This is a genomic window from Pseudomonas rosaeacicularis (genome assembly GCF_057128745.1).
Genome location: NZ_JBSKHT010000001.1, coordinates 140,603 through 162,882 on the forward strand (window position 1 = coordinate 140,603; position 22,280 = coordinate 162,882).

The window sequence follows — 22,280 nt, forward strand, 5'->3', positions numbered from 1 at the left end:
AAGGGGTCGCGAAACCTTTATTTCACGCGTCCGGGCGAAGGTTTCGCGAGACCGGTTGGATCAGGCGGCTTCTTGGGAAACGACCAAAATCGTCAGCAGTGACTGTGCATGCTCGGCGGCCTCCAGCCCCAGGCTGGTCAAGTAACCGCCATCGACCTGAGTCGTCAGGCCTTTGTCGTGAAGTCTTTTTGCAGCAGCAATCGCCGAAGGCGCGGCGACGTGATGGACTTTTAGTCCCTCCTGGACGTTGGCCAGGTTGAACAGTGACAGGATTTCCAGTTCGGCAACCAATTCAGGGGTAAACGACATAGGTGCTCCAGACTTTTTTAGTTGATACGGGCGATGGTAATCGCAGGCGACACAGCCCCGTGGGTCAAGCGGCAGCGGGACGTTTGCAAGTGTAGTTGCGTCTGGAGGATTTGCCGGGGGAATGTTGCGAGGTGATGAAACGACCTGTACGAGCGAACTTGTTCGCGAGGCGACATGGCTGAGACTCCGCATCGAGCCGTCTCGCCAACAAGTTGGCTCCTACAGTTTTTTGCTTCTCTTACTCGTCGGCGATTTTCACGCCTGGCGGCATGTCCGGCATGTCCGGCAGGGCGCGCAGCGCTGTTTCATACCATTGGGTGTCGAACGGGCGGTCGTCCTTGAGGATGCCGTCAATCTCTACCGCAAGCACGTGAGCCATCATTTGAAGGATGTCATCACGCTCGTAACCCACAAGGGTCAGCTTGTTGAAGGTCGCTTTGGCGGCAGGCGGATTATCACTTCCGATCTGATTTTCGATGGCTTCGGTCAGCGTCGCTTCGGCAAAGTCTTCTTCTTCGTTGTCGATTGTGTCGCTCATGAGGGTCTCGATGTCTTGTCAGAGAGCCGCGCCACCTGCGGGCGGCGCAGTTGAAGGGAATATTCAGCGAGCGGCGAGCAGCGCCTGACCCCGCACTACAGCAGCCTTGACCTGATTCGGTGCGGTGCCGCCAATGTGGTCTCGGGCATTGACCGAACCTTCCAGCGTCAGCACGGCGAACACGTCCTGTTCGATCTGATCGCTGAAGCGACGCAGTTCTTCCAGCGACATTTCAGCCAGATCCTTACCGCTGTCCACACCGTATTTAACGGCATGGCCGACGATTTCATGGCAGTCACGGAACGGCAGGCCACGGCGGACCAGATAATCGGCGAGATCGGTCGCAGTAGAAAAACCACGCAGTGCCGCTTCACGCATGATCGCGTGCTTGGGCTTGATCGCCGGAATCATGTCAGCGAAGGCACGTAAGGAGTCACGCAGCGTGTCGGCGGCGTCGAACAGAGGCTCTTTGTCTTCCTGATTGTCCTTGTTGTAGGCCAAAGGCTGGCCCTTCATCAAGGTCAGCAGGCCCATCAGCGCGCCGAACACCCGGCCACTCTTGCCGCGAACGAGTTCTGGCACATCAGGGTTTTTCTTTTGCGGCATGATCGAGCTGCCGGTGCAGAAGCGGTCAGGCAGATCGATGAACTGGAATTGCGCGCTGGTCCACAGCACCAGCTCTTCGGAGAAACGCGACAGGTGCATCATCGCAATGCTGGCGGCCGAGCAGAATTCGATGGCGAAGTCGCGATCCGAAACGCTGTCCAGCGAGTTGCCGCCGACGGCTTCGAAACCCAGCAGTTGGCAGGTCAGCTCGCGGTCGATCGGGTAGGTGGTGCCGGCCAGCGCAGCGCTGCCCAACGGCATGCGGTTGGTGCGCTTTCGGCAGTCGATCAGGCGCTCGTAATCGCGGCTGAGCATTTCGAACCACGCCAGCATGTGGTGCCCGAAAGTCACTGGTTGCGCGGTCTGCAGGTGAGTGAAGCCCGGCATGATGGATCCAGCTTCGCGCTCGGCCAGGCCCAGCAGGCCCTGTTGCAGGCGGGTGATCTCGGCGAGGATCAGGTCGATCTCATCGCGCAGCCACAAGCGGATATCGGTAGCGACCTGGTCATTACGGCTGCGGCCGGTGTGCAGCTTTTTACCGGTGACACCGATACGGTCAGTCAGACGCGCTTCGATGTTCATGTGTACGTCTTCCAGGTCCACACGCCAGTCGAATTGGCCGGCTTCGATCTCGCCTTGAATGGTCTTCAACCCATCAATGATGGTGTCGCGTTCGGCATCAGTCAGCACGCCGACTTTGGCCAGCATGGTGGCGTGGGCAACGGAACCCATGATGTCGTGGCGGTAAAGGCGCTGGTCGAAGGTGACGGAGGCGGTGAAGCGCGCGACGAAGGCGTCGACGGGTTCACTGAAGCGGCCGCCCCAGGACTGATTGGTCTTGTCGGTGCTCATGGATTCGCTCGCTGCTCTGCTGGTTGCTGTACTGAAAAAATGACGAAAGCCGATTTTGAAAAAGGCGCTGGCGATAATAACAGCATTGCTGTTTTTTTATCCCCGACAGCTTGCCGTTTGGGGGTGCGAGCGCAGAGACTGAAGCGATGCGAACACAGCGAAACAACCCGGTCCAGAGCGGCTTGCCCGGCAAAGAGTTTTTCCTACCAGAACTGTGCTTGCCCCAGGCATTGCTGGTGCTCGTCGTGCTGGCGCAGTTGCTGGTTCTGGTGCTTGTGCTGGTCGAACCCATGCGGCCGGGTTTCGATTGGGTGCGCATGGCGTTGATCTCGCTGTTCGTGCAGTGGATCGTGTTGTTGTCGGCTGCGCTGTTGTGCGGATTGCGTCCCTGGCTTGCGCGTTTGCATTCCGGTGTTGCCGGCGCTGTGGGTTGCATGCTCGTGGTGGGGGTGACGCTGGCGTGTACCGCCGTTGCCGATTACTGCCAGTTGAGCGGTGATTTGGCGGTGGATGGCATGATCGAGCGCTATGTGCGTTATTCGTTGATTGCCGTGATCATGTCGGCGCTGATGCTGCGCTACTTTTATCTGCAGAGTCAGTGGCGCAAACAGCAGCAAGCGGAATTGCGCGCACGGATCGAGTCGCTTCAGGCAAGGATTCGGCCGCACTTTCTGTTCAACACGCTGAACAGCATCGCGAGCCTGGTCAGGAGTGACCCGATCAAGGCCGAGCAGGCGGTGCTGGATTTGTCCGACCTGTTTCGCGCCAGCCTGGGTAAGCCTGGAAGCCTGACCACATGGCGCGAAGAGCTTGAATTGGCGAAACGTTATTTATCGATTGAGCAATATCGACTTGGCGAGCGTCTACAGTTGGACTGGGACGTCAGTGCAATTCCCGACGACTTGCCGATTCCCCAGCTAACCTTGCAGCCATTACTGGAAAACGCGTTGATCTACGGCATTGCGCCTCGAGTCGAGGGGGGAGTCGTCAGGGTCGAAGCGGATTATGAAAGGGGGGTATTCATATTGCGTGTCAGTAATCCCTACGACGAAGTGGCCGGGCGGCATACTTCAAACGGTACCCAGCAGGCCCTGGCAAACATCGGAGCTCGAATCACGGCACTTTTTGGCCCTCTCGCCAGTCTGAGCGTGGAGCGCCGAGACGGTCGTCACTTCACCTGTCTACGCTATCCTTGTGCGAGACTCACGCAGGAAGCCAGAGCAATATGAATGTCCTGATCGTTGATGACGAACCCCTTGCCCGCGAGCGACTGAGTCGCATGATCGGCGAGCTTGAGGGCTATAGGGTATTGGAACCCAGCGCTACCAATGGCGAAGAAGCGTTGGCTTTGATCGACAGCCTAAAGCCTGACGTAGTGTTACTGGATATCCGCATGCCGGGCCTGGATGGCCTTCAGGTGGCGGCAAAATTGTGCGAGCGCGATACCCCGCCTGCTGTGGTGTTTTGCACCGCGCACGATGAGTTTGCGCTGGAAGCCTTTCAAGTCAGCGCGGTGGGTTATCTGGTCAAACCCGTGCGGCCCGAAAGCTTGTTGGATGCATTGCGTAAAGCCGAGCGACCCAATCGCGTGCAGCTGGCCGCAATGACTCGCCCGGCAGCCGAGAGCGGCAGTGGCCCGCGCAGTCACATCAGCGCCCGCACCCGTAAGGGCATTGAGCTGATACCGCTGAGCCATGTCATCTATTTCATCGCTGACCACAAGTACGTGACCTTGCGTCACGAGGGTGGCGAGGTCTTGCTGGACGAGCCGTTGAAAGCGCTGGAGGACGAATTCGGAGACCGATTCGTGCGTATCCACCGCAACGCGCTAGTGGCTCGCGAGCGCATCGAGCGTCTGCAACGTACGCCGCTGGGGCATTTTCAGTTGTTCCTCAAAGGCCTCAACGGCGATGCACTGATCGTCAGCCGCCGGCATGTGGCGGGTGTGCGCAAGATGATGCAGCAGCTCTGAAGTTCTGATTGTTTATCGGGCATTCGGCTATCCATGTGGGAGGGAGCTTACTCGCGAAGCTTTTTCCGACCACTTGAAATCGCATTGAATGCATCGGCATTTCGCGAGCAAGCTCCCTCCCACAAGAGCTACGCTACTTGATGAAGGCGACACGGTGCCGCATGGCGCCAGCCATTCAATTGAGATGATGATGCGCGCAGATTCAAGACGGCAGTGAGGCCCTGCGGGGCCGAGCTGCTATCATCCGCCGCATTACTCAGTACGGATTGATTCATGTCCTCTCGCGAAATCCGAATCGCTACTCGCAAAAGCGCGCTGGCCCTCTGGCAGGCCGAATACGTCAAATCTCGTCTGGAAGAGGCTCATCCGGGGTTGCGGGTGACGCTGGTGCCCATGGTCAGTCGGGGCGACAAATTATTGGATTCCCCGCTGTCCAAAATCGGCGGCAAGGGCCTGTTCGTCAAAGAGCTGGAAACCGCGCTGTTAGAGCACGAAGCCGATATCGCCGTGCACTCCATGAAAGACGTGCCCATGGATTTCCCTCAAGGGTTGGGTCTGTTCTGCATCTGCGAGCGCGAAGACCCCCGCGATGCATTCGTTTCCAACGCCTACCCGAGCCTTGAGGCTTTGCCTGCCGGCAGTATCGTCGGCACTTCAAGCCTGCGCCGTCAGGCGCAATTGTTGGCGCGGCGTCCTGATCTGACCATCCATTTCCTGCGTGGCAACGTCAACACTCGGCTGGCCAAGCTCGATGCGGGTGAGTACGACGCGATCATTTTGGCGGCCGCCGGGTTGATTCGTCTTGGCTTTGAAGACCGCATTACTGCTCCCATTAGCGTGCAGGACAGTCTGCCAGCGGGCGGGCAAGGTGCAGTGGGCATCGAGTGCCGCAGCATCGATACCGAGTTGCATGCTTTGCTGGCCCCGCTGCATCACGACGACACGGCCGTCCGCGTGACAGCCGAGCGCGCGCTGAACAAGCATCTCAACGGCGGCTGTCAGGTGCCGATTGCGTGCTATGCCGTGCTTGAAGGCGAGCAGCTCTGGCTTCGTGGCTTGGTGGGCGACCCGTCTGGGGCCATTTTGCTGCACGCCGATGCGCGCGCGCCGCAGGTCGATGCCCAAGCGTTAGGCGTCCAGGTAGCCGAAGCACTGTTGGCCCAAGGCGCCGCTAAGATTCTCAAAGCGGTGTATGGCGAGGCGGACGAGGAGTGAGTAATTGGCGCTTGCTGCTGACTCGTCCGAAGGATGAATGCCAGGCGCTTGCTCAGGTGCTGGCCGACGCCGGAGTGTTCAGCTCAAGCCTGCCGCTGCTAGAAATTGAGCCGTTGCCGGTGACTCCCGAAATCCAGTCAATCATCTACAAGCTGCACCAATATTGCGCCGTTATCGTGGTCAGCAAACCGGCTGCACGTCTGGGCTTGGAGATGCTTGACGAGATCTGGCCCCAGCCGCCGATCCAGCAATGGTTCACGGTTGGCGCAGGTACTGCGAAGCTGCTTGATGATTACGGCTTGAGCGTGAGTTTTCCGCAGGAGGGTGACGACAGTGAAGCGCTGCTCCAGTTGCCTAGGTTTCAGCAGGCCATCGCCGGTCACGATCCCAAGGTGTTGATCATGCGTGGAGAGGGCGGGCGCGAGTTGTTGGCTCAGCGCTTGCGCGAGCAGGGTGTTAGTGTCGATTATCTGCCGCTTTACCGTCGCAACCTGCCGCAATACGCGGCATTAGCGCTGCCCGAGCGTGTTCGGGCGGAACGCTTGAACGGGCTGGTGGTCAGCAGTGGACAAGGTTTTGAGCACTTGCGTCAGTTAGCGGGCGATTTTTGGCCGCAGCTTTCGCAATTGCCTTTATTCGTGCCAAGCCCCCGGGTCGCTGAGTCAGCGCGTGCCGAAGGGGCCAGTAATGTAGTGGATTGCCGTGGCGCGAATGCCGCGGCCTTGCTGGCGGCGCTGGGGGAACAACCCGAGCCCGCCTCCCAGGCGTAAAAATCGACGAGTCGTACGACGCGATGGCGCCCAAATGCAAAGGATGGATACGTGAGCGAGACACTCTTGCCTAAAGATGACGTTGAACCGGTACTTACCCACAATCCAGAGGTGGTCCCGGATCCAGCGTACAGAGAGCCTTCGGGTAAACGCAGCAATGGATTAGTGATTCTGGCGTTGTTGCTGGGTGCAGCGGGTGTCGCAGTCGGCGGCTGGAGTGTCTGGCAGTTACGGGCGATCCAGAATGGCAATCAGCAACAGTCCGGTCAGTTGCAGGATGTGGGTTCGCAAACCCAGGTCCTTAAACAGGACCAGCAAGCCCTCAAGCAGGACCAGCAGGCTTTCAGTGCGCGTCTGGCGCAGTTGCCTGCCGCAGATGAGCTCGAAGAGCGCCGCCGTCTGGTCACCCAGCTTCAGGGCGATCAGCAGCGCTTGAGCCAGCGAGTTGAAACCGTGTTGGGCGCTAGCCGCAAAGACTGGCGCCTGGCCGAAGCCGAGCACTTGCTTCGTTTGGCCAGCCTGCGGCTGTCTGCGCTGCAAGACATTAACAGCGCTCACGCACTGGTTGAAGGTGCCGACGAGATTCTCCGTGAGCAAGACGACCCCGGCGCTTATGCCGCCCGCGAACAGCTAGCCAAAAGCCTTGCCGCTTTGCGCAGCGTCGATCAGCCGGATCGTACCGGCTTGTTTCTACAACTGGCCGCTGTGCGCGAGCAGGCTATCGCCCTCAATGCGCTGGCGCCTGAGTACAAGGACGACGGTCAATCACTGTTCGGCCTTACCGATGGCAGCGAAGATACCTACTGGGCAAAGTGGTGGGATCAGATTTCCCGTTTCATTCGTATCGATTTCAACGCCGATAAAAGCGTAAGACCACTGCTGGCCGGGCAAAGCCTGACCCAAGTGCGACTGGCGCTGAGTCTTGCGCTGGAGCAGGCGCAGTGGGCGGCGCTTAACGGCGAGGCGCCGGTCTATGCCAAAGCAATGGCTGAAGCCAAGAGCGTATTGGACAGCAACTTCAATCAGGACAATCCGCAGAGCAAAGCCATTGGTACGCAGATCGAGGCGCTGTCCAAACAGCCTGTCGCCGTCGTGACGCCGGATCTGGCGCCGAGTCTGAGCGCAGTGCAGGCCTATCTTGAGCAACGTCACACTCCCGTCGGCGGCGCATTGGACAAACAGGGCAATGAGGCGCAGCAGGAGACTCGCCAATGAAGCGCGCCTATCTAATTGTGTTCGCGGTCATTGTCGTCGCCGCGCTGGTCGGTCTCGCCATTTCCGAGCACGCGGGTTATGTGCTGATTTCTTATGACAGCTTCCGCTACGAGTCCAGTCTCTGGGCCATGCTGGCATTGCTGGTGGCTGTCTGGTTAGTGGTGTGGCTGGTCCGCGCATTGCTTGGGCTGGTCATGGCGTCCAGCGGGGTAGTCAATCCGTGGTCCAATCGCAATCGCAGCCGTCGTGTTCAAACGGCGATTGAGCAGGGTCAGCTGGATTTGGCAGAAGGTCGCTGGGCCAGTGCGCAACGCCATCTGCATCGCGCTGCCGAAGCTGAGCGTCAACCGCTGCTTTACTACCTGGGCGCTGCCCGTGCCGCCAACGAGCAAGGTCGTTACGAGGACAGTGACGCGCTGCTTGAGCGCGCGCTTGAGCGTCAGCCGCAGGCTGAATTGGCCATCGCTTTGAACCACGCACAACTGCAAGTGGACCGCGGCGACAGCGATGGCGCCCTTGTTACATTGCAGGACATGCAGCAACGTCATCCCCACAACGCGCAAGTGTTGAGGCAGTTGCAGCGCCTGTATCGACAGCGCGGCGAATGGTCAGAGGTTATTCGCCTGATGCCCGAACTGCGCAAAGACAAGGTGCTGCCTGCGCAGGAATTGGCCGAACTTGAACGGCGAGCATGGGGTGAGAATCTGTCCCTTGCTGCTTACCGCGAGCAGACTGGGGAGGCAGACCTTACCGGGCTGCCAGCGCTGGATATGGCCTGGCAGCAACTGAGCTCAGCTCAGCGTCAGGAGCCCGCGTTGGTTTTGGCTTATGCCGAGCAGTTGCGTCGACTGGGCGCTGATGCGCAAGCCGAAGAGGCACTGCGCGCGTGCATGAAGCGCGATTACAACACCCACCTCGCACGCCTTTACGGCTTGGTGCGTGGCAGCGATCCTGCGAGGCAGCTGCAGACGGCAGAAGGTTGGCTCAAAAATCATCCTGATGATCCGGGGCTGCTATTGACCCTGGGTCGGCTGTGCTTGCAAAGCAGTCTATGGGGCAAGGCGCGTGACTATCTGGAAGCAAGCTTGCGTGTTCAACGCAATCCGGAAGCGTGTGCGGAGCTTGCCAGGCTGCTGGCGCAGCTGGGGGAGACAGACCGCAGCAATCAGCTGTTCCAAGAAGGTCTGGGGCTGCTCGACGAGCGCTTGCTGGCGCGACCACTGCCCATGTTGAGCAGTGTCTGAGTCTGTTAAACCGTTGTTGAAAAAAGACCTTTCTGGGGTCTTTTTTCGTTTTCGCCTCGCATAGGGGTAGGAGCTTTCCCTGATTGTCGAACTCCTGCGGATCTGTCTTAAACAGGTTTGTATAAATTCGGTTGTCAGGGGTCGGTAAGTCCTTACTTAAACAGGGAAATATCCGTGGTCCGCCGCCTTGAAACGAATGTGCGCTTTCCTCTACCGTAACTGCCCACGTCCTTTGTCACGGATTTTCCATGCACTTGGCTCGGCTTCGCATCTCATTCCTTCTGGTGTTTATTGCCTGCTCATCTTTCTTGGGTACGGCTGTCTATCTTGAGTATCAACTCGGACCCTCGTTAAGTCCGCTGTGCCTGGTGCAGCGCTCTCTCTATGCCGTTTATGGCCTGATCTGCCTGCTCGCGGTTTTGCACTGTCCGGGCAAGCAGGGCTGGCGGGTGTATTCGGCGTTTATGCTGCTGGTTTCGGCTTGTGGGGCGGCGGTTGCAGCCAGACAAGTGTTTCTCCAAGCCTCGCCCCCCGAAGACATGGCGTCCTGCCTGGCTAATCTGCAATATCTACTCGATACCCAGCCTTACCTGAAGGTGCTGAGCCTGGTGTTGTACGGCCATGCGGGCTGCTCTGAAATCACTTGGTCATTTGTTGGCCTTAGCATTCCGGAGTGGAGCCTACTGGCGTTCGCGGGCTTGAGCGTGTTTGCACTGCGTTACCTTTTCATCGAATTTCGGCGCTTTGGATCAATGGCGCCGGGTCCCGGGGATTAAACGCTTGTATGAACTTTATCTCCTGCGTACCTTGAAGGCCCAGTCGTGCGGGCATAATCTGACCCGCACGCGTTATTGGAATATTGCTGCTGTCGACGTGTTTTGGATCCGGTTTTTCTGCGCTTGCAGGCCGCATCGTCAATTCGATTACAGGCAGCATGCCCCTGAAGGGAAGAGAGAACATCATGCTGGAAAGTTGTCAGAATGCTCAGGAACGCTGGGGTGGGGTTCACAAGCTGATCGATCGTTGGTTGCTGGAACGCAGCGAGCTGATCCGGTCCTACGATGCACTTGGCGATACGCCTGAAGCCTTGGCGGCCGATCGAAAGGGATTGCAGACATTTTGCGAATTGCTGGTCGACTACGTCTCCGCCGGGCACTTCGAAATTTACGAGCAACTGAACAGTGAAGCCAAAGCGTTCAATGACGAACGCAGTCTGGAATGGGCGGACACAACCATTTACCCACGGCTGAACGCTATTACCGCTACAGCGTTGGCGTTCAATGATCGGTGCGACAAGGGCGATGTCTCTGATTGTTCATCGGTCGCGGCAGAGTTCAACGCTCTGGGCGGGTTGCTGCACGAGCGTTTCGAGCTCGAAGATTGCCTGATCGAAGTGCTGCACAACGCACATAAAGAACAGGATGCTGCTGTTCAGGCGTGATCGCCTAACGTGTTTCAGTGCAATAAAAGGGTGCCTCAAGGCACCCTTTTTTTGTGGCTGATCTTCAGGAATCTGCGGCCCACGTCGACCTCATTGAGAAACCGAAATCAGCTCGATATCGAATACCAGCGGTGTGTAGGGATCGATCAAATCGCCGGCCCCTTCTGCGCCGTAAGCCTGCGCCGATGGGATCACCAGATGCCATTTCGCGCCGACGGGCATTTCCTGCAAAGCTGTAGTCCAACCCGCGATAACGCTGTCGAGGCGAAACCATACAGGGGTTGCGCTCTGATCGAAGACAGTACCGTCAGGCAAACGGCCGACATACTTGACCTGCGCCCGGCCGTTGATGTCTGGTTTGGGTCCGGTGCCCGGTGTCAGCTCAGTCATCAGAACGCCGTCTGCCAAAACACGTACGCCCGGCTTGGCTTTCTGGATATCCATGAAATGGCGTTCTTCTTTCAGCGCTGCCTCAGTCTGTGGTTCGGACTGACCTGAGGTTTCTGCCTGGGCGACTGCCGCATCGTGATCGCTGAGGATTTGCTCGATGCGCTCCTGCTTGATCGCCAACGGTTTGTTTTGATACGCCTGCTGCAGGCCATCGATCAGCGCGGGGAGTTGAAGATCTGGCGCCTCCTGACGCAGACGCTCACCCAGGCTTGCTCCCAAGCTGTACGCCAGGTCGTGGGCGTTGTCAGTGGTGGGAGCATCGGCTGCGTGCGCGAGGGGTAGCAAGAATAACAACGACGTTAACAGGTAGCGCGACATGAATGCTCTCCGGCCTGGGAAGTGGGGATTATGCCAGCGCCGCGTAGCGAATGTGATGGGGATATGCAGGGATTTTCGGCGATGTGCAACAGACTGGGGTTTGCAGTGTCAAGATGCCCTAGCGGCGGTGCGGGCAGAGGTCTAGTATGAGCCGCATTCAAATCAGCCAGGAGGTAAGTCATGTCGGCCAAAAAGAAGCCAGTAAATACCCCGTTGCATTTGCTCCAACAACTGTCCAGCAGTTTGCTCGAACACCTTGAAAATGCCTGCTCTCAAGCTTTGGCTGACGCCGAGAAATTGCTCGCCAAGCTTGAAAAACAACGCGGCAAGGCACAGGAAAAATTGCACAAGTCGCGCACCAAGCTGCAAGCCGCTGCGACCGCAGGAAAAGCCAAGGCACAGTCCAAGGCCAAAGACGGTGTTGCCGAGCTCGAAGCGCTGCTCGATGCCCTGAAAGATCGTCAGACCGAAACCCGTTCTTACATCCTTAATCTCAAGCGTGATGCCCAGGAAAGCCTGAAGTTGGCGCAGGGCGTAGGTCGTGTTAAGGAAGCCGTTGGCAAAGCGCTGAGTGATCGCGCTGCAAAACCTGCCGCTGTGAAAGCGACTCCTGCTAAAGCGATCGCCAAGCCTGCCGCCAAAGCCCCTGCGAAAGCACCAGCCAAAACCGCCGCCACCAAAGCCGCAGCCAAGCCTGTCGCCAAAGCTGCTGCGAAACCCGCAGCCGCCAAAGCGCAAATGGCCAAAGCTGCCAGCAAGCCCGCTGCAAAACCGGCTGCTAAAGCGCCGGTTGCTGCCAAAGTGCCTGCGACGGCAAAGTCGCCAGCCAAGCCTGCGGCCAAAGTGGCACCCGCCCCAAAAGCCGCTGCAAAACCTGCGGCTAAATCGCCAGCCGCCAGCGCCGCTACCAAGCCTCCTGTTAAAGCCCCGGTTAAAGCAGCTGCCAAACCAGCCGCTAAACCAGCCGCTACAAAACCTGCAGCCGCCAAACCAGCAGCTGCCAAGCCTATTGCAGCTAAACCTGCTGCCAAGCCAGCGGCCGCCAAAGCGCCAGCCAAGCCAGCCGCCAAGCCTGTAGCAAAACCTGCTGCACCGGCCGCCACTGCAGCAAAACCTGCGACCGCACCGGCTTCAGCTACTACGTCAGCAACACCTGCAGCGTCGCCAGCCAACGCTGCAACACCTGCAACCGGTTCCACATCGGGCAGCGCTTCCTAAGCGCAGCTAGCCACGGCGCGCAGCGTTCGCAGCGCGTCGTGGTTGTCACCGGCGGCATCCCCCGCCAGCCCCAAGAGCCATGCATCAGTGTCCAACGCCTGCTGTTTCGGCCAGTCTTGCGCCAAAGCTTCCAGCCTGAGCAACAGCTCGCGCTCTGCATCCAGTTCAAGCCCTTTGAGCTGCTCGCGTAATACCCTCCATTGTTCGTCGCCCACCGACTTCGCCTTCCAGCGCGTACGTAATTCGCGCAGCGGTCGTACGACGTCTTCCTGCCATGGCGCCGCCAATTGTCTGATTTCCTCCTGCCGCTGCCTGGTGAAGGCAACGCCCTCTAGACCCAGCCACACCCCGCACAACACTGCACACACGTTGGTGCCGCTTGTTTGTAGCGTCATACACGCCTGCTCGACACCCGGTCGGGCATAGAAATTCTGGGTAAAACTCCAGAGTTGTGACGCCATAGTCATCTACCTGTTCAGGACGAAGCTGGTAGACTCCGCCGCCATTATGATCCGAATCCAAAGCCTTACCTTACAGCGTGGTCCGCAACGTCTGCTAGAAGACGCCGAGCTGACCCTGCACGCCGGCCAGAAAGCCGGTCTGATCGGTGCCAACGGCGCCGGTAAATCCAGCCTCTTCGCATTGCTTCTGGGTGAACTGACCCCGGATTCCGGCGATTGCCTGCTGCCTGCCGATTGGCGTATTGCCCACATGCGCCAGGAGATCGATACACTCGATCGCCAAGCGGTCGACTACGTGCTTGATGGCGATATCCGTCTGCGTCAGGTCCAGCGTGATCTGGCGCTGGCGGAAGAAACCCAGGACGGCGCTGCGCAGGCACGTATGCATTCGGAGCTCGACAGCGCCGACGGCTACACCGCAGACGCCCGCGCTCGCAAACTGCTGGCGGGTTTGGGGTTCACCAACGAGCAAATGGAACGGCCGGTCAGTGACTTCTCCGGCGGCTGGCGGATGCGTTTGAATCTGGCGCAGGCGTTGATGTGCCCTTCGGACCTGCTGCTGCTCGATGAGCCGACCAACCACTTGGACCTCGATGCCATTCTCTGGCTCGAAGACTGGCTCAAGAGCTATCCCGGCACGTTGCTGCTCATCTCCCACGACCGTGATTTTCTCGACGCGGTGGTTGATCACGTCGCCCACGTCGAGCAGAAAAAAATCACCCTCTATCGCGGCGGCTACAGCGCCTTCGAGCGCGCCCGTGCCGAACGTCTGGCGCAGCAACAACAGGCCTACGACAAGCAGCAGGCGCAGCGCGCGCACATGGAGAAATTCATCGCGCGCTTCAAGGCTCAAGCCACCAAGGCCAAGCAAGCCCAGAGCCGGATCAAGGCCTTGGAACGCATGGAAGAGCTGTCAGCGGCGCACGTCGATTCGCCGTTCGATTTCACCTTCCGTGAATCCAGCAAGATTTCCAGCCCGCTGCTGGATTTGTCCGACGCGCGCCTGGGTTACGGCGACGTGACGATCCTGCAGAAGGTCAAGCTTCAGCTTACGCCGGGCGCTCGCATTGGCCTTTTGGGGCCGAACGGCGCGGGCAAGTCCACATTGATCAAAAACCTCGCCGGTGAGCTTGAGCCGTTAAGTGGGCGCATGGTGCGTGGCGAAAATACCGTCGTCGGTTACTTCGCTCAGCATCAGCTCGACTCTCTCGATTCCAAGGCCAGCCCGTTGCTGCACTTGCAGCGCATCGCGCCCATCGAACGCGAACAAACCCTGCGCGATTTCCTCGGCGGTTTTGATTTCCGCGGTGCGCGACTGGACGAGCCGGTGCTGAATTTCTCCGGTGGTGAAAAGGCGCGTCTGGCATTGGCGCTGATCGCATGGGACAAACCCAACCTGCTGCTGCTCGACGAACCCACCAACCACCTTGATCTCGAGATGCGTCTGGCGCTGACCATGGCGCTTCAGGAATTCAGTGGCGCGGTGCTGGTGGTTTCTCACGATCGTCATTTGCTCAAGAGCACCACCGATGACTTCCTGCTGGTGGCCGATGGCGTGGTGCAGGAATTCGACGGCGACCTGGACGACTACGCGCGCTGGCTGGTGGATTACCGGCTGCGCAATGCACCGGTCAGCAACACCCCGGTGAACGTCGACAAGACCGACAAGAAAGCCCAGCGTCAGCAGGCCGCCGCGTTGCGTCAACAACTGGCACCGCACAAGCGTGAAGCCGACAAACTGGAAAAAGACCTGGGCACGCTGCACGAGAAGCTTGCGAAAATCGAGACTGCGCTGGGTGACAGTGACATTTACGAAGCAGCCAACAAAGACAAGCTGCGCGACACGCTGGCTGAACAAGCCAAGCTGAAGGTCCGCGAAGGCGAACTCGAAGACGCCTGGATGGCTGCACTGGAATTGCTGGAATCGATGCAGGCCGAGCTGGAAGCGTTGTCCTGATGGAGTCGTTGGCACTGCCGGTCCCGGCTTACTGGGTGGAGCCCATTTTGCTTGGGCTGCAGATCCTGCTGATCCTGTTGGCAGGCTACGTATCGCAGCGTCTTGTAGGGCGCTTCCTCACGCGACTCGGCGAGCGTTATCCATTTCCCCCTGAGCTATTGGTGTTGCTGCGTGGCGGCTTGCGCTGGTTGATCATGGGCAGCGCGTTCGTGGCTGTGCTGGGGCGTCTGGGGGTTTCAGCTGCTGTGCTGTGGGCTGCACTGTCCGGATTCGTTGCAGTGGCGGCGGTGGCTTTTTTCGCCATGTGGAGCGTGCTGTCGAACCTATTGTGCGCGGTGTTCATCTTCACCATCGGGCCGTTTCGCATCGGTGACGTAGTCGAGCTGGTCGACACTACCGACAAGCCCGGCATCAAGGGCCGGGTTACGGCGATCAACCTGATGTTCACGACCCTTATCGAGCCTGCGGAATTGGGCGGCGCACTGGTTCAAGTGCCCAACAGCCAGTTCTTTCAGAAATCGATTCGCCGCTGGCGAGGTAGCGACGCGCTGCCCTTTGTCACGGGCGAGAAGCGCGTTCTTGATCAGCCTCAGCGTTGATTTGCGCCTTGGCACACAGTTTCAGCCCATATCACCGCAACAGTTAGAAATCATTGGTTTTCGGTCAACGGAAATACTAGGTTAGGTGCCTGTTTTTTCGCTGCCTGAGGTGTGTGATGTCGCTCGAAACGTGGCTGGCTTTTTTCGCGGCGTGCTGGATCATCAGTATTTCGCCGGGCGCGGGTGCAATCGCATCGATGTCCAGTGGCCTGCAGTACGGTTTCTGGCGTGGCTATTGGAATGCGATTGGCCTGCAGCTCGCGCTTATCGTTCAGATCGCAGTAGTTGCCGCAGGTCTCGGCGCAGTGTTGGCAACCTCGGCGTTGGCCTTCACCCTGATCAAATGGTTCGGTGTGGCTTATCTGGTTTATCTGGGCATCAAGCAGTGGCGCGCGTTACCGAGCGACATGGCCGATGACGCTACCATCCGCCCGATCGGCAAGCCGCTGGCGCTGATAGCGCGCGGTTTTCTGGTGAACATCAGCAACCCCAAGGCGCTGGTGTTCATGCTGGCGATCCTCCCGCAGTTCATTGACACCCACCTGCCGCTGGTGCCGCAGTACGCAATCATCATGGCGACCATGGTCAGCGTTGACCTTATTGTCATGGCCGGCTACACGGGGCTGGCGTCTAAAGTACTGCGTGCTCTGAAAACACCCAAGCAGCAACGCCGGATGAATCGCACGTTTGCCGGGTTGTTCGTCAGCGCAGCGGCGTTTTTGGCGACATTGCACCGCGCGTGAGCCGGTCATGATTGTGCGGTATCTGCACAGAAGTTGTGCCGGCAGGTGCGTTGTTGCGACAGGTTGGTCTTCCTAGACTGGTCACTCATCCTGACTATTACCTGGAAGGTTTCCCTGTGTTTTCACTCGCAACGTACAGCGCGCCTCGCGTTCGTCCTCTCTCCTGGTTACTCAAGGCCATTGTCGCCAGCGTCGGCCTGACCAGCGCGCAGCTGTCGCTGGGTACAGAAGCCACCCTTGAGGCTCATCCGACCATTCGCGCCATGTCCGGCGCCACACCCATCACACGTTTCGACCCGGCCAGTACCGCATTACTGGTGATCGACTTCCAGAACGAGTATTTCAGCGGACGCATGCCCATCGACGACGGGATGCAGGCATTGAAAAATACCCGGCGACTGATTGAGTTCGCCGACCACAGCAGGATCGCTGTCTATCATGTGCAGCATGTGGCGCCAGCTGGGTCCGCAGTATTTGCTCTGGGGGGAGAGGGCGTGAAGTTTCACCCGCTGATGCAGCCTCGAGCGGGGGACGTGGTGGTTCAGAAAAGCAATGTCAGCGCCTTTGTGGGGACCGATCTGGACGCCCGTCTGAAGAAGGCCAAGGTCAAAACGTTGATCATTTCCGGGCTTATGACCCACGCCTGTGTCGCCGGCGCGGCACGGGACGCAGCGCCGGCTGGGTACAACGTCGTGGTAGCATCCGACGCCGCCGCGACGCGTGCGATCACTCGTGTCGGCGGCCAGACCGTGAGCAAGGATGAGCTCCATCGTGCCGCTCTCGCCGAAATCGAAGACACGTTCGGTGACGTGCTGACGACCGACCAGATCATCGCACTGCCCACGCGCTGATCATTAATCGGCCTGCTGCAGGGCAGGCTACTTGGGTCAAGAGTTGATGAACCAGTTTTGCGCCATGCGCGCGTTCCGCTGCATCGTCGAAGCCAAGGGCTTTTCGGCGGCAGCAGAGCGCTTGAGCACGACCCATTCGACGATCTCCCGCCAGTTGCAACAGCTTGAGGTCGAGCTTGGCGTGCAGTTGATCAATCGCAACACCCGGCGTTTGAGCCTGACCCATGCAGGTGAGCAGTATTACACCGCCTGCGTGGACATTCTGGACCGGGTTGAAGCGGCGGCGCAGGCTATGGCCGAGCAACACAATCGTCCGGCAGGGCTGCTGCGCGTCAGTGTGCCGCTGGTCATCGGAACTCAAGACCTTGGGCAGTGGCTGCCGGATTTCCAGCGACGTTATCCGGGTATCCAACTGGAATTATCATGCGAAGACCGCTTTGTTGATCTGGTAGCCGACGGCTTTGACCTGGCTTTGCGCATTTCAGGTCCTTTGGATGACAGCACCCTGATGGCGCGCACGTTGACCGTTTCGCCGATGATGTTGGTGGCGTCGCCCGCTTATATTCGAGAGCGGGGTTTGCCCCGCATAGCAGAAGATTTAATCCAGCACCGGTTGTTGGCCTTTACCGGCAGCTCAGTCGGGCACTGGCAACTCAGCCCGACCCTGGGCGGGGAAAAGATCAGGGTACCGCTGGCAGGTCAGATGAGTTGCGATGCAATCAGCGCCCTACATGCTGCCGCTCTGGCCGGCTGCGGCATTGCAGCTTTTACCCGAGTGACAGTACAGCGCGACATAGCGCAAGGCCGTCTTGTGCATGTGCTGCCCAATTACACCTTGGGCGAGCGGCGCTACTACGCCCTTTATCCTCAGAGCAAACACTTGGCGCCCAAGGTGCGTGCGCTTGTGGATTTTCTCGTTGAATTCTACCGAGCGGATCATCCGCGGCTTTTATCTCGTCGGGACGCTTGAGTGCGTCGCGCGAGACGTGAACAATGACAACCCTTCGCATTCCTATTTGAGACTCACTCATGTTTTCCCCATCCAGACTCCTGCGCTGCGTTGGCCTGTCTTTGTTGGCGTTTTGCAGCTTCTCAGCGTCGGCGGATTCGGTTGATGGCGCGGCCCAGGCGCTGCATTTGCTCGATTACATCGGCGCCGATTACCCCTCGACCGTCACCGGAGGCAAGGTTGTGGATGAGTCGGAATACCGCGAGCAGGTCGAATTTCTGGCTGTGTTGCAAAGCCTGATCGTCGCCTTGCCCGCGCGACCGGAACGGGCCGAATTGGAGCGCGGCGTCGATGACTTACAAAAGGCCGTCGAGCAACGCGTGGACGGCGCACTGGTCGCGCGTCAGGCCCGGCAGCTGGGCGCGAAGTTGGCAGTCACCTATGAAGTCAGCCAAGCGCCGATCATCACGCCCGACCCCACCCGAGGCGCTCCGTTGTATGCGCAGCACTGCGCGGTGTGTCACGGCGATGCAGGGGCGGGGGATGGCCCGGCGGGGATTGGACTTACGCCTCCGCCGGCCAATTTGCGCGACGCTGCGCGCCTCGATCGGCTGAGTTTGTATGACGTTTACAACACGCTCGGACTGGGGATTGAAGGCACCGACATGCCGGCGTTCGCCGATCAACTGGACGACCGTCAACGTTGGGATGTTGCCACCTACATCGCAGGCTTCAGCGCTGATGCATCTGCAGCCAAGGGCAAGGCTTTCAACCTGGCCGACCTGGCCCGTCAGACGCCTGCTGAAGTGAGTGCTGCCGAAGGCCCACAAGTGGCGGCGACTTTCCGGGCGCAGCGCGCACAGCCACCGCAGGTTCAACGCGGCCCGGCGCAATTGCTCGATTACACCAGCACCACGCTGGACAAGAGTCTTGCGGCATATCAAGCGGGTGACCGCGAGCAGGCTTACGACCTGTCGGTGGCGGCGTATCTGGAAGGCTTCGAGCTGGTCGAAAGCTCGCTCGATAACGTCGACGCAACTGTGCGCAAGGACACCGAAAAAGCGCTGATGGCTTATCGGCAGTCATTGCAGGACGGACTATCGATCCCGCAGGTTGTGCAAAAGCTGGAAGCGGCTAAAGCCAAGCTCAAGGCGTCGGCCGGCTTGCTTGGCGGCGACAGTTTGAGCACTTCGTTGAGCTTCATTTCCGGGCTGCTGATTTTGCTGCGCGAGGGGCTGGAAGCCATTCTGGTGCTGGCGGCGATTCTGGCCTTTCTGCGCAACACTGGGCAGCAATCGGCGGTGCGCAGCGTCAACATCGGTTGGGGTCTGGCGTTGGTGGCGGGCTTGGCTACCTGGGCGCTCGCGGCCTATGTGATCGACGTCAGCGGCGCACAGCGCGAATTGCTCGAAGGTGCGACCGCATTGTTCGCCAGTGTCATGGTGCTGTGGCTTGGCGTCTGGATGCACGACCGTCGGCACGCTGCGGCCTGGCAGGATTACATCAAGAGCAGTCTGGTGGGTGGAGGGGGGCGTTTCGGGTTTGCAATTCTGGCGTTCTTCTCGGTCTATCGAGAGCTTTTCGAAGTGATCCTGTTTTACGAAACCCTGTGGCTGCAAGCCGGGCCTGCGGGGCACAACGCAGTCTTGGCGGGCGGCGCCACGGCGTTGGTGCTGCTAATTGGTCTGGCGTGGGTGATCCTGCGCGGCTCGGCGAAACTGCCGCTGGCGTTGTTCTTCGGCATCAACGCCGCGTTGCTTTGCGCACTGTCGGTGGTGTTTGCCGGGCATGGCGTGAAGGCGCTGCAAGAGGCGGGGATATTCGGGACTCGGCCGGTGCCGTTCTTCGAGTTCGATTGGTTGGGTATTCATGCTGACGCGTACTCGTTGAGCGCTCAAGCGGTGGCAATCGTTGCGATTGCGCTGCTGTATGGCCGTAGCTGGCTGGCCGAGAAGCGGCGGGTCCAGGCGGCCTGACTTGGAAGATGCTTCGTGGTAAAGCCGCGGTGCTGTGGCGAAGCAAAGGTGGGGTTGTGGGAGGGAACTTGCTCGCGATTGGAAAATCGGTACCCCGAATATGCTGCGAGTGTACCGGCCTCATCGCGAGCAAGCTCCCTCCCACGATCGGTAACCAGCCCGATGTTGGATGGGAGCCTGCTTGATTCAGCTTACGTCTTTGTTCGGGTCTTCCGCATGCGCCCAACGGAAATCGATTCGTGGCGCGTAGACTTTGATCCGGCGTTTGATCTTGATCAGGATAGGGTCGTGCACCGGTTCCGGGTCTTTCAGGAATGCAGTCAGCACAGCGCTGAGTGCGTACAGCCCACTGAACGCCCAGACCACGCCTTCAATACCGAAACGCTCGTTGAAGATCGCGACAACTGCCGGCCCGACCCACGTCGAAGCGCCAGCGCCCAAGCTCAATACTGACAGCGCAGCGGCTTTGTTTTGCGGCGCCAATGCCGGTGCGAGCGCTGACAGCGGTACGAAGCACGCCAGCGTCAGGCCGTAAAAGGCACCGAACACCGAGGCAATCAGGAAGTCGTGCGGGAACGCTTGTGGCATGAAGAAGAACAGTGGCGTGCTGATCGTGCTGCCCACTGCGCCGAACCACAGGATCGTGTTACGGAATCCGATCTTGGTGCTGATCACGCTGGAGCTGAGATTGCCGATGATGTTGAACACAAAGACGATGGTCAGCAGACGCAGCCATTCTTCCAGTGTGAACCCAACGGTGTGCATAAAGAAGCCAGGCATCACCACCAGAAAGCCGAACATTGAAGAGGTGTTGATCACCCGGACCAGCCCGGCCAGTGACACTTTCGGGCGCGTCCACATGATGGTGATGTTCTTGGCCATCGACACCATCGGACGTTCACCTTCGGGCGCCAATCGACGCATGCCATGAGCTTCGCGCATCCCGACCAGACCCACCACGCCGCCAACGACCACCAGGCCAAAGGACAGCCAGAACGTTTGCAACGCGCCAATCAGCGGAATGGCGACGCTTGCCACCAGCGAACCCAGCATCGGCAGGCCTGCGGCGTAAGCCACCCAGAACCAACCCACAGCCATACCCATTTTGCGGGACGGTGTGGCCGCCGCAATCCAGACCAGAAAGCCATAAGCGAACAGCGGATAACCAAAGCCGCGCAAGCCATAGGTCAGCAGAATCATGGAGTAGCTCAGTTCCTGCAGGCCATAAATCAGGAACAGCACTTCGAACACGCTCCAGATGATCAGGCCCAGAAACATCACTCTCTTGGGTCCCCAGATATTGGAGAGCGCGCCGGCAAGCCACGAGGAGATCCCGACCGTGACGCCGTAGATGGTGAAGATCATGGCGATTTCATCGCCGGGCATGCCACGTTCACTGAGGAAGGGCGAGAGGTAGCCGAGTTCGACGCCGTCTCCGATCATGAAGATCAGCAGGCCTACAAAGCCCCAGAACAGCGGATAGGGAATGCCGACTTTGTCGCAAAATCTGGCAAGTGGAGAGTTCGGAGTGGATTGATCGCTCAATGTCCGGTCCTTTTTTGATGCACGACGTTTGGGCGCGCCGTATGAATGGCCTCGATGAGGTTGAAAAGGCAGGCTGGATAGCACAGGTATCCGCTACGGGAAGCGGGCAACGACTGGCGTGTTTGGTCATGCGCGGGGTCGAACATTCGAGCAGCTATCGTCGACCCATTAATCTATGTTTTTCTAGATTTTCGAGCCCGTAGCCAGCCTTTTATGACAGATGAAACGTTTCAGTACAACCGCATGGCATTCGTTTGGGTGCGACAACGTGCCCGGTTGTATCGTCTGAAGGGTACGGGTCATGGGCGCTGACGTGTGTCGATTTGTGTCGAAAATAAAAGTGAGAAAAATGTCTAAAGGCCATCTTTTTGCGCGGGTAATCGGCAAAGCCAGCTCGCAATTGAAACCGTGGGAGCGGACCTGTCCGCGAAAGGGTCATAACTGCCGACGCTTGTTTAGTGCCTGACGCTTGGTCTTCGCGGACAGGTCCGCTCCCACAGGTTTCATGCCCAGATTTAATCGCGTACGGATGGGATGTTTTTGATTCTGGCCGAAGGCCGTAGGAGTTGGCTTGCCGACGATCTGCCGGGAACCGGCAGCAAACCAGTGCATGCGCCGTGTCTGATATACCAAGGCGTCTGGTTTCAGGGCCGCTTCGCGCCCCATCGCCTGCAAGCAGGGCTCCTACCCCCTTTGGGCAGAAGAGAATCTCAAAACAAAAAAAGCCCGCACATCGGCGGGCTTCTTTATAAACGGTGACTTTCAGAACGCGTCGCGCGACCTGAAATCAAAAATGGTGCACCAGACGGGATTCGAACCCATGACCCCTGCCTTCGGAGGGCAGTACTCTATCCAGCTGAGCTACTGGTGCGACGCGGGCGCCATAATACTCATCTGGCCCGCATGCGTCCATGCTGGCGATTGACTGTTGTTGATTTCACACGGTTTTCACCAATCGGCGGGGCGTTGATCAGATTTACGGGTCAATCTGCAATCAGCCGTTCTTTTTTTCGAACAGGCTATTGTCCTTTAACCCTGTAGTCCCTAGGAT

21 protein-coding genes and 1 tRNA gene are annotated in these 22,280 nt (G+C 58.8%); 15 read left to right on the forward strand and 7 right to left on the reverse strand.

Features of this window, described 5'->3' with window-relative positions; translation table 11 throughout:
• Positions 1–60 precede the first annotated feature (60 nt).
• From ACWKWM_RS00670 to argH, 3 genes are all read right to left on the reverse strand, one after another.
• Entirely contained in the window at positions 61–309 is a 249-nt protein-coding gene (locus ACWKWM_RS00670; RefSeq protein WP_483844273.1) for a TIGR02647 family protein, read from the reverse strand.
• Between the two features lie 238 nt (positions 310–547).
• Positions 548–847 carry a hypothetical protein gene (locus ACWKWM_RS00675; protein ID WP_483844274.1) on the reverse strand — a complete coding sequence of 100 codons (300 nt, stop codon included), beginning with the start codon at positions 845–847 and terminating at the stop codon, positions 548–550.
• A 63-nt stretch (positions 848–910) separates the two neighbouring features.
• Positions 911–2,305, reverse strand: coding sequence for an argininosuccinate lyase (gene argH, locus ACWKWM_RS00680; protein ID WP_483844275.1), 1,395 nt, complete (start codon positions 2,303–2,305; stop codon positions 911–913).
• 146 nt (positions 2,306–2,451) lie between these two features.
• Here argH and ACWKWM_RS00685 point away from each other — a divergent pair, with 146 nt between their 5' ends.
• The 8 genes from ACWKWM_RS00685 to rsd all read left to right on the forward strand — a co-directional run bounded on the left by ACWKWM_RS00685 (position 2,452) and on the right by rsd (position 10,162).
• Complete coding sequence (locus ACWKWM_RS00685; protein WP_483844276.1) at positions 2,452–3,534, forward strand: sensor histidine kinase; 1,083 nt, start codon at positions 2,452–2,454, stop codon at positions 3,532–3,534.
• On the forward strand, positions 3,531–4,277 hold the full coding sequence (locus ACWKWM_RS00690) for a LytR/AlgR family response regulator transcription factor (RefSeq protein ID WP_483844277.1): 747 nt from the start codon (positions 3,531–3,533) through the stop codon (positions 4,275–4,277). Before ACWKWM_RS00685 ends, ACWKWM_RS00690 begins: the two co-directional genes overlap by 4 nt.
• A 273-nt stretch (positions 4,278–4,550) precedes the next feature.
• Complete coding sequence (gene hemC, locus ACWKWM_RS00695) at positions 4,551–5,492, forward strand: hydroxymethylbilane synthase (protein WP_483844278.1); 942 nt, start codon at positions 4,551–4,553, stop codon at positions 5,490–5,492.
• Positions 5,489–6,262: a uroporphyrinogen-III synthase gene (locus tag ACWKWM_RS00700; protein ID WP_483844279.1), complete on the forward strand. Its 774-nt coding sequence runs from the start codon at positions 5,489–5,491 to the stop codon at positions 6,260–6,262. The genes hemC and ACWKWM_RS00700 overlap by 4 nt, the downstream gene beginning before the upstream one ends.
• Before the next feature lie 51 nt (positions 6,263–6,313).
• Positions 6,314–7,477: a uroporphyrinogen-III C-methyltransferase gene (locus ACWKWM_RS00705; protein WP_483844280.1), complete on the forward strand. Its 1,164-nt coding sequence runs from the start codon at positions 6,314–6,316 to the stop codon at positions 7,475–7,477.
• Positions 7,474–8,721, forward strand: a complete 1,248-nt coding sequence (locus ACWKWM_RS00710; RefSeq protein WP_483844281.1) for a heme biosynthesis HemY N-terminal domain-containing protein — start codon at positions 7,474–7,476, stop codon at positions 8,719–8,721. Before ACWKWM_RS00705 ends, ACWKWM_RS00710 begins: the two co-directional genes overlap by 4 nt.
• Positions 8,722–8,969: 248 nt before the next feature.
• On the forward strand, positions 8,970–9,497 hold the full coding sequence (locus tag ACWKWM_RS00715) for a disulfide bond formation protein B (protein ID WP_483844282.1): 528 nt from the start codon (positions 8,970–8,972) through the stop codon (positions 9,495–9,497).
• 185 nt (positions 9,498–9,682) lie between these two features.
• The gene (rsd, locus tag ACWKWM_RS00720; RefSeq protein WP_483844283.1) at positions 9,683–10,162 is read left to right on the forward strand and encodes a sigma D regulator; all 480 of its coding nucleotides are present in this window, start codon (positions 9,683–9,685) and stop codon (positions 10,160–10,162) included.
• A 90-nt stretch (positions 10,163–10,252) separates the two neighbouring features.
• On the opposite strand, the gene ACWKWM_RS00725 is transcribed toward rsd, so the two are convergent.
• Positions 10,253–10,930 (reverse strand): FKBP-type peptidyl-prolyl cis-trans isomerase, encoded by a 678-nt coding sequence (locus ACWKWM_RS00725; protein WP_483844284.1) that lies wholly within the window; start codon positions 10,928–10,930, stop codon positions 10,253–10,255.
• Between the two features lie 180 nt (positions 10,931–11,110).
• Between ACWKWM_RS00725 and ACWKWM_RS00730 the strand changes: the two genes are divergently transcribed.
• Positions 11,111–12,148 (forward strand): AlgP family protein, encoded by a 1,038-nt coding sequence (locus ACWKWM_RS00730; RefSeq protein ID WP_483844285.1) that lies wholly within the window; start codon positions 11,111–11,113, stop codon positions 12,146–12,148.
• On the opposite strand, the gene ACWKWM_RS00735 is transcribed toward ACWKWM_RS00730, so the two are convergent.
• Positions 12,145–12,609, reverse strand: a complete 465-nt coding sequence (locus ACWKWM_RS00735; RefSeq protein WP_483844286.1) for a TIGR02444 family protein — start codon at positions 12,607–12,609, stop codon at positions 12,145–12,147. The two genes, ACWKWM_RS00730 and ACWKWM_RS00735, sit on opposite strands and share 4 nt — an antisense overlap.
• A gap of 46 nt (positions 12,610–12,655) precedes the next feature.
• On the opposite strand from ACWKWM_RS00735, the gene ACWKWM_RS00740 reads away from it, so the two are divergent.
• From ACWKWM_RS00740 to ACWKWM_RS00765, 6 genes are all read left to right on the forward strand, one after another.
• The gene (locus ACWKWM_RS00740) at positions 12,656–14,566 is read left to right on the forward strand and encodes an ATP-binding cassette domain-containing protein (RefSeq protein WP_483844287.1); all 1,911 of its coding nucleotides are present in this window, start codon (positions 12,656–12,658) and stop codon (positions 14,564–14,566) included.
• On the forward strand, positions 14,566–15,165 hold the full coding sequence (locus ACWKWM_RS00745; RefSeq protein WP_483844288.1) for a mechanosensitive ion channel domain-containing protein: 600 nt from the start codon (positions 14,566–14,568) through the stop codon (positions 15,163–15,165). Before ACWKWM_RS00740 ends, ACWKWM_RS00745 begins: the two co-directional genes overlap by 1 nt.
• 116 nt (positions 15,166–15,281) lie before the next feature.
• Positions 15,282–15,908: a LysE family transporter gene (locus tag ACWKWM_RS00750; RefSeq protein ID WP_483844289.1), complete on the forward strand. Its 627-nt coding sequence runs from the start codon at positions 15,282–15,284 to the stop codon at positions 15,906–15,908.
• 263 nt (positions 15,909–16,171) lie between these two features.
• Positions 16,172–16,759: a cysteine hydrolase family protein gene (locus ACWKWM_RS00755; protein ID WP_483844593.1), complete on the forward strand. Its 588-nt coding sequence runs from the start codon at positions 16,172–16,174 to the stop codon at positions 16,757–16,759.
• Between the two features lie 46 nt (positions 16,760–16,805).
• Positions 16,806–17,729, forward strand: a complete 924-nt coding sequence (locus tag ACWKWM_RS00760) for a LysR family transcriptional regulator (protein WP_483844290.1) — start codon at positions 16,806–16,808, stop codon at positions 17,727–17,729.
• Between the two features lie 59 nt (positions 17,730–17,788).
• Positions 17,789–19,684, forward strand: coding sequence for an FTR1 family protein (locus ACWKWM_RS00765; RefSeq protein ID WP_483844291.1), 1,896 nt, complete (start codon positions 17,789–17,791; stop codon positions 19,682–19,684).
• 186 nt (positions 19,685–19,870) lie between these two features.
• Here the strand turns inward: ACWKWM_RS00765 and ACWKWM_RS00770 are convergent, their stop codons facing one another.
• On the reverse strand, positions 19,871–21,229 hold the full coding sequence (locus tag ACWKWM_RS00770) for an MFS transporter (RefSeq protein ID WP_483844292.1): 1,359 nt from the start codon (positions 21,227–21,229) through the stop codon (positions 19,871–19,873).
• A gap of 794 nt (positions 21,230–22,023) precedes the next feature.
• Positions 22,024–22,100: transfer RNA gene (locus ACWKWM_RS00775), tRNA-Arg, on the reverse strand.
• Positions 22,101–22,280 lie beyond the last annotated feature (180 nt).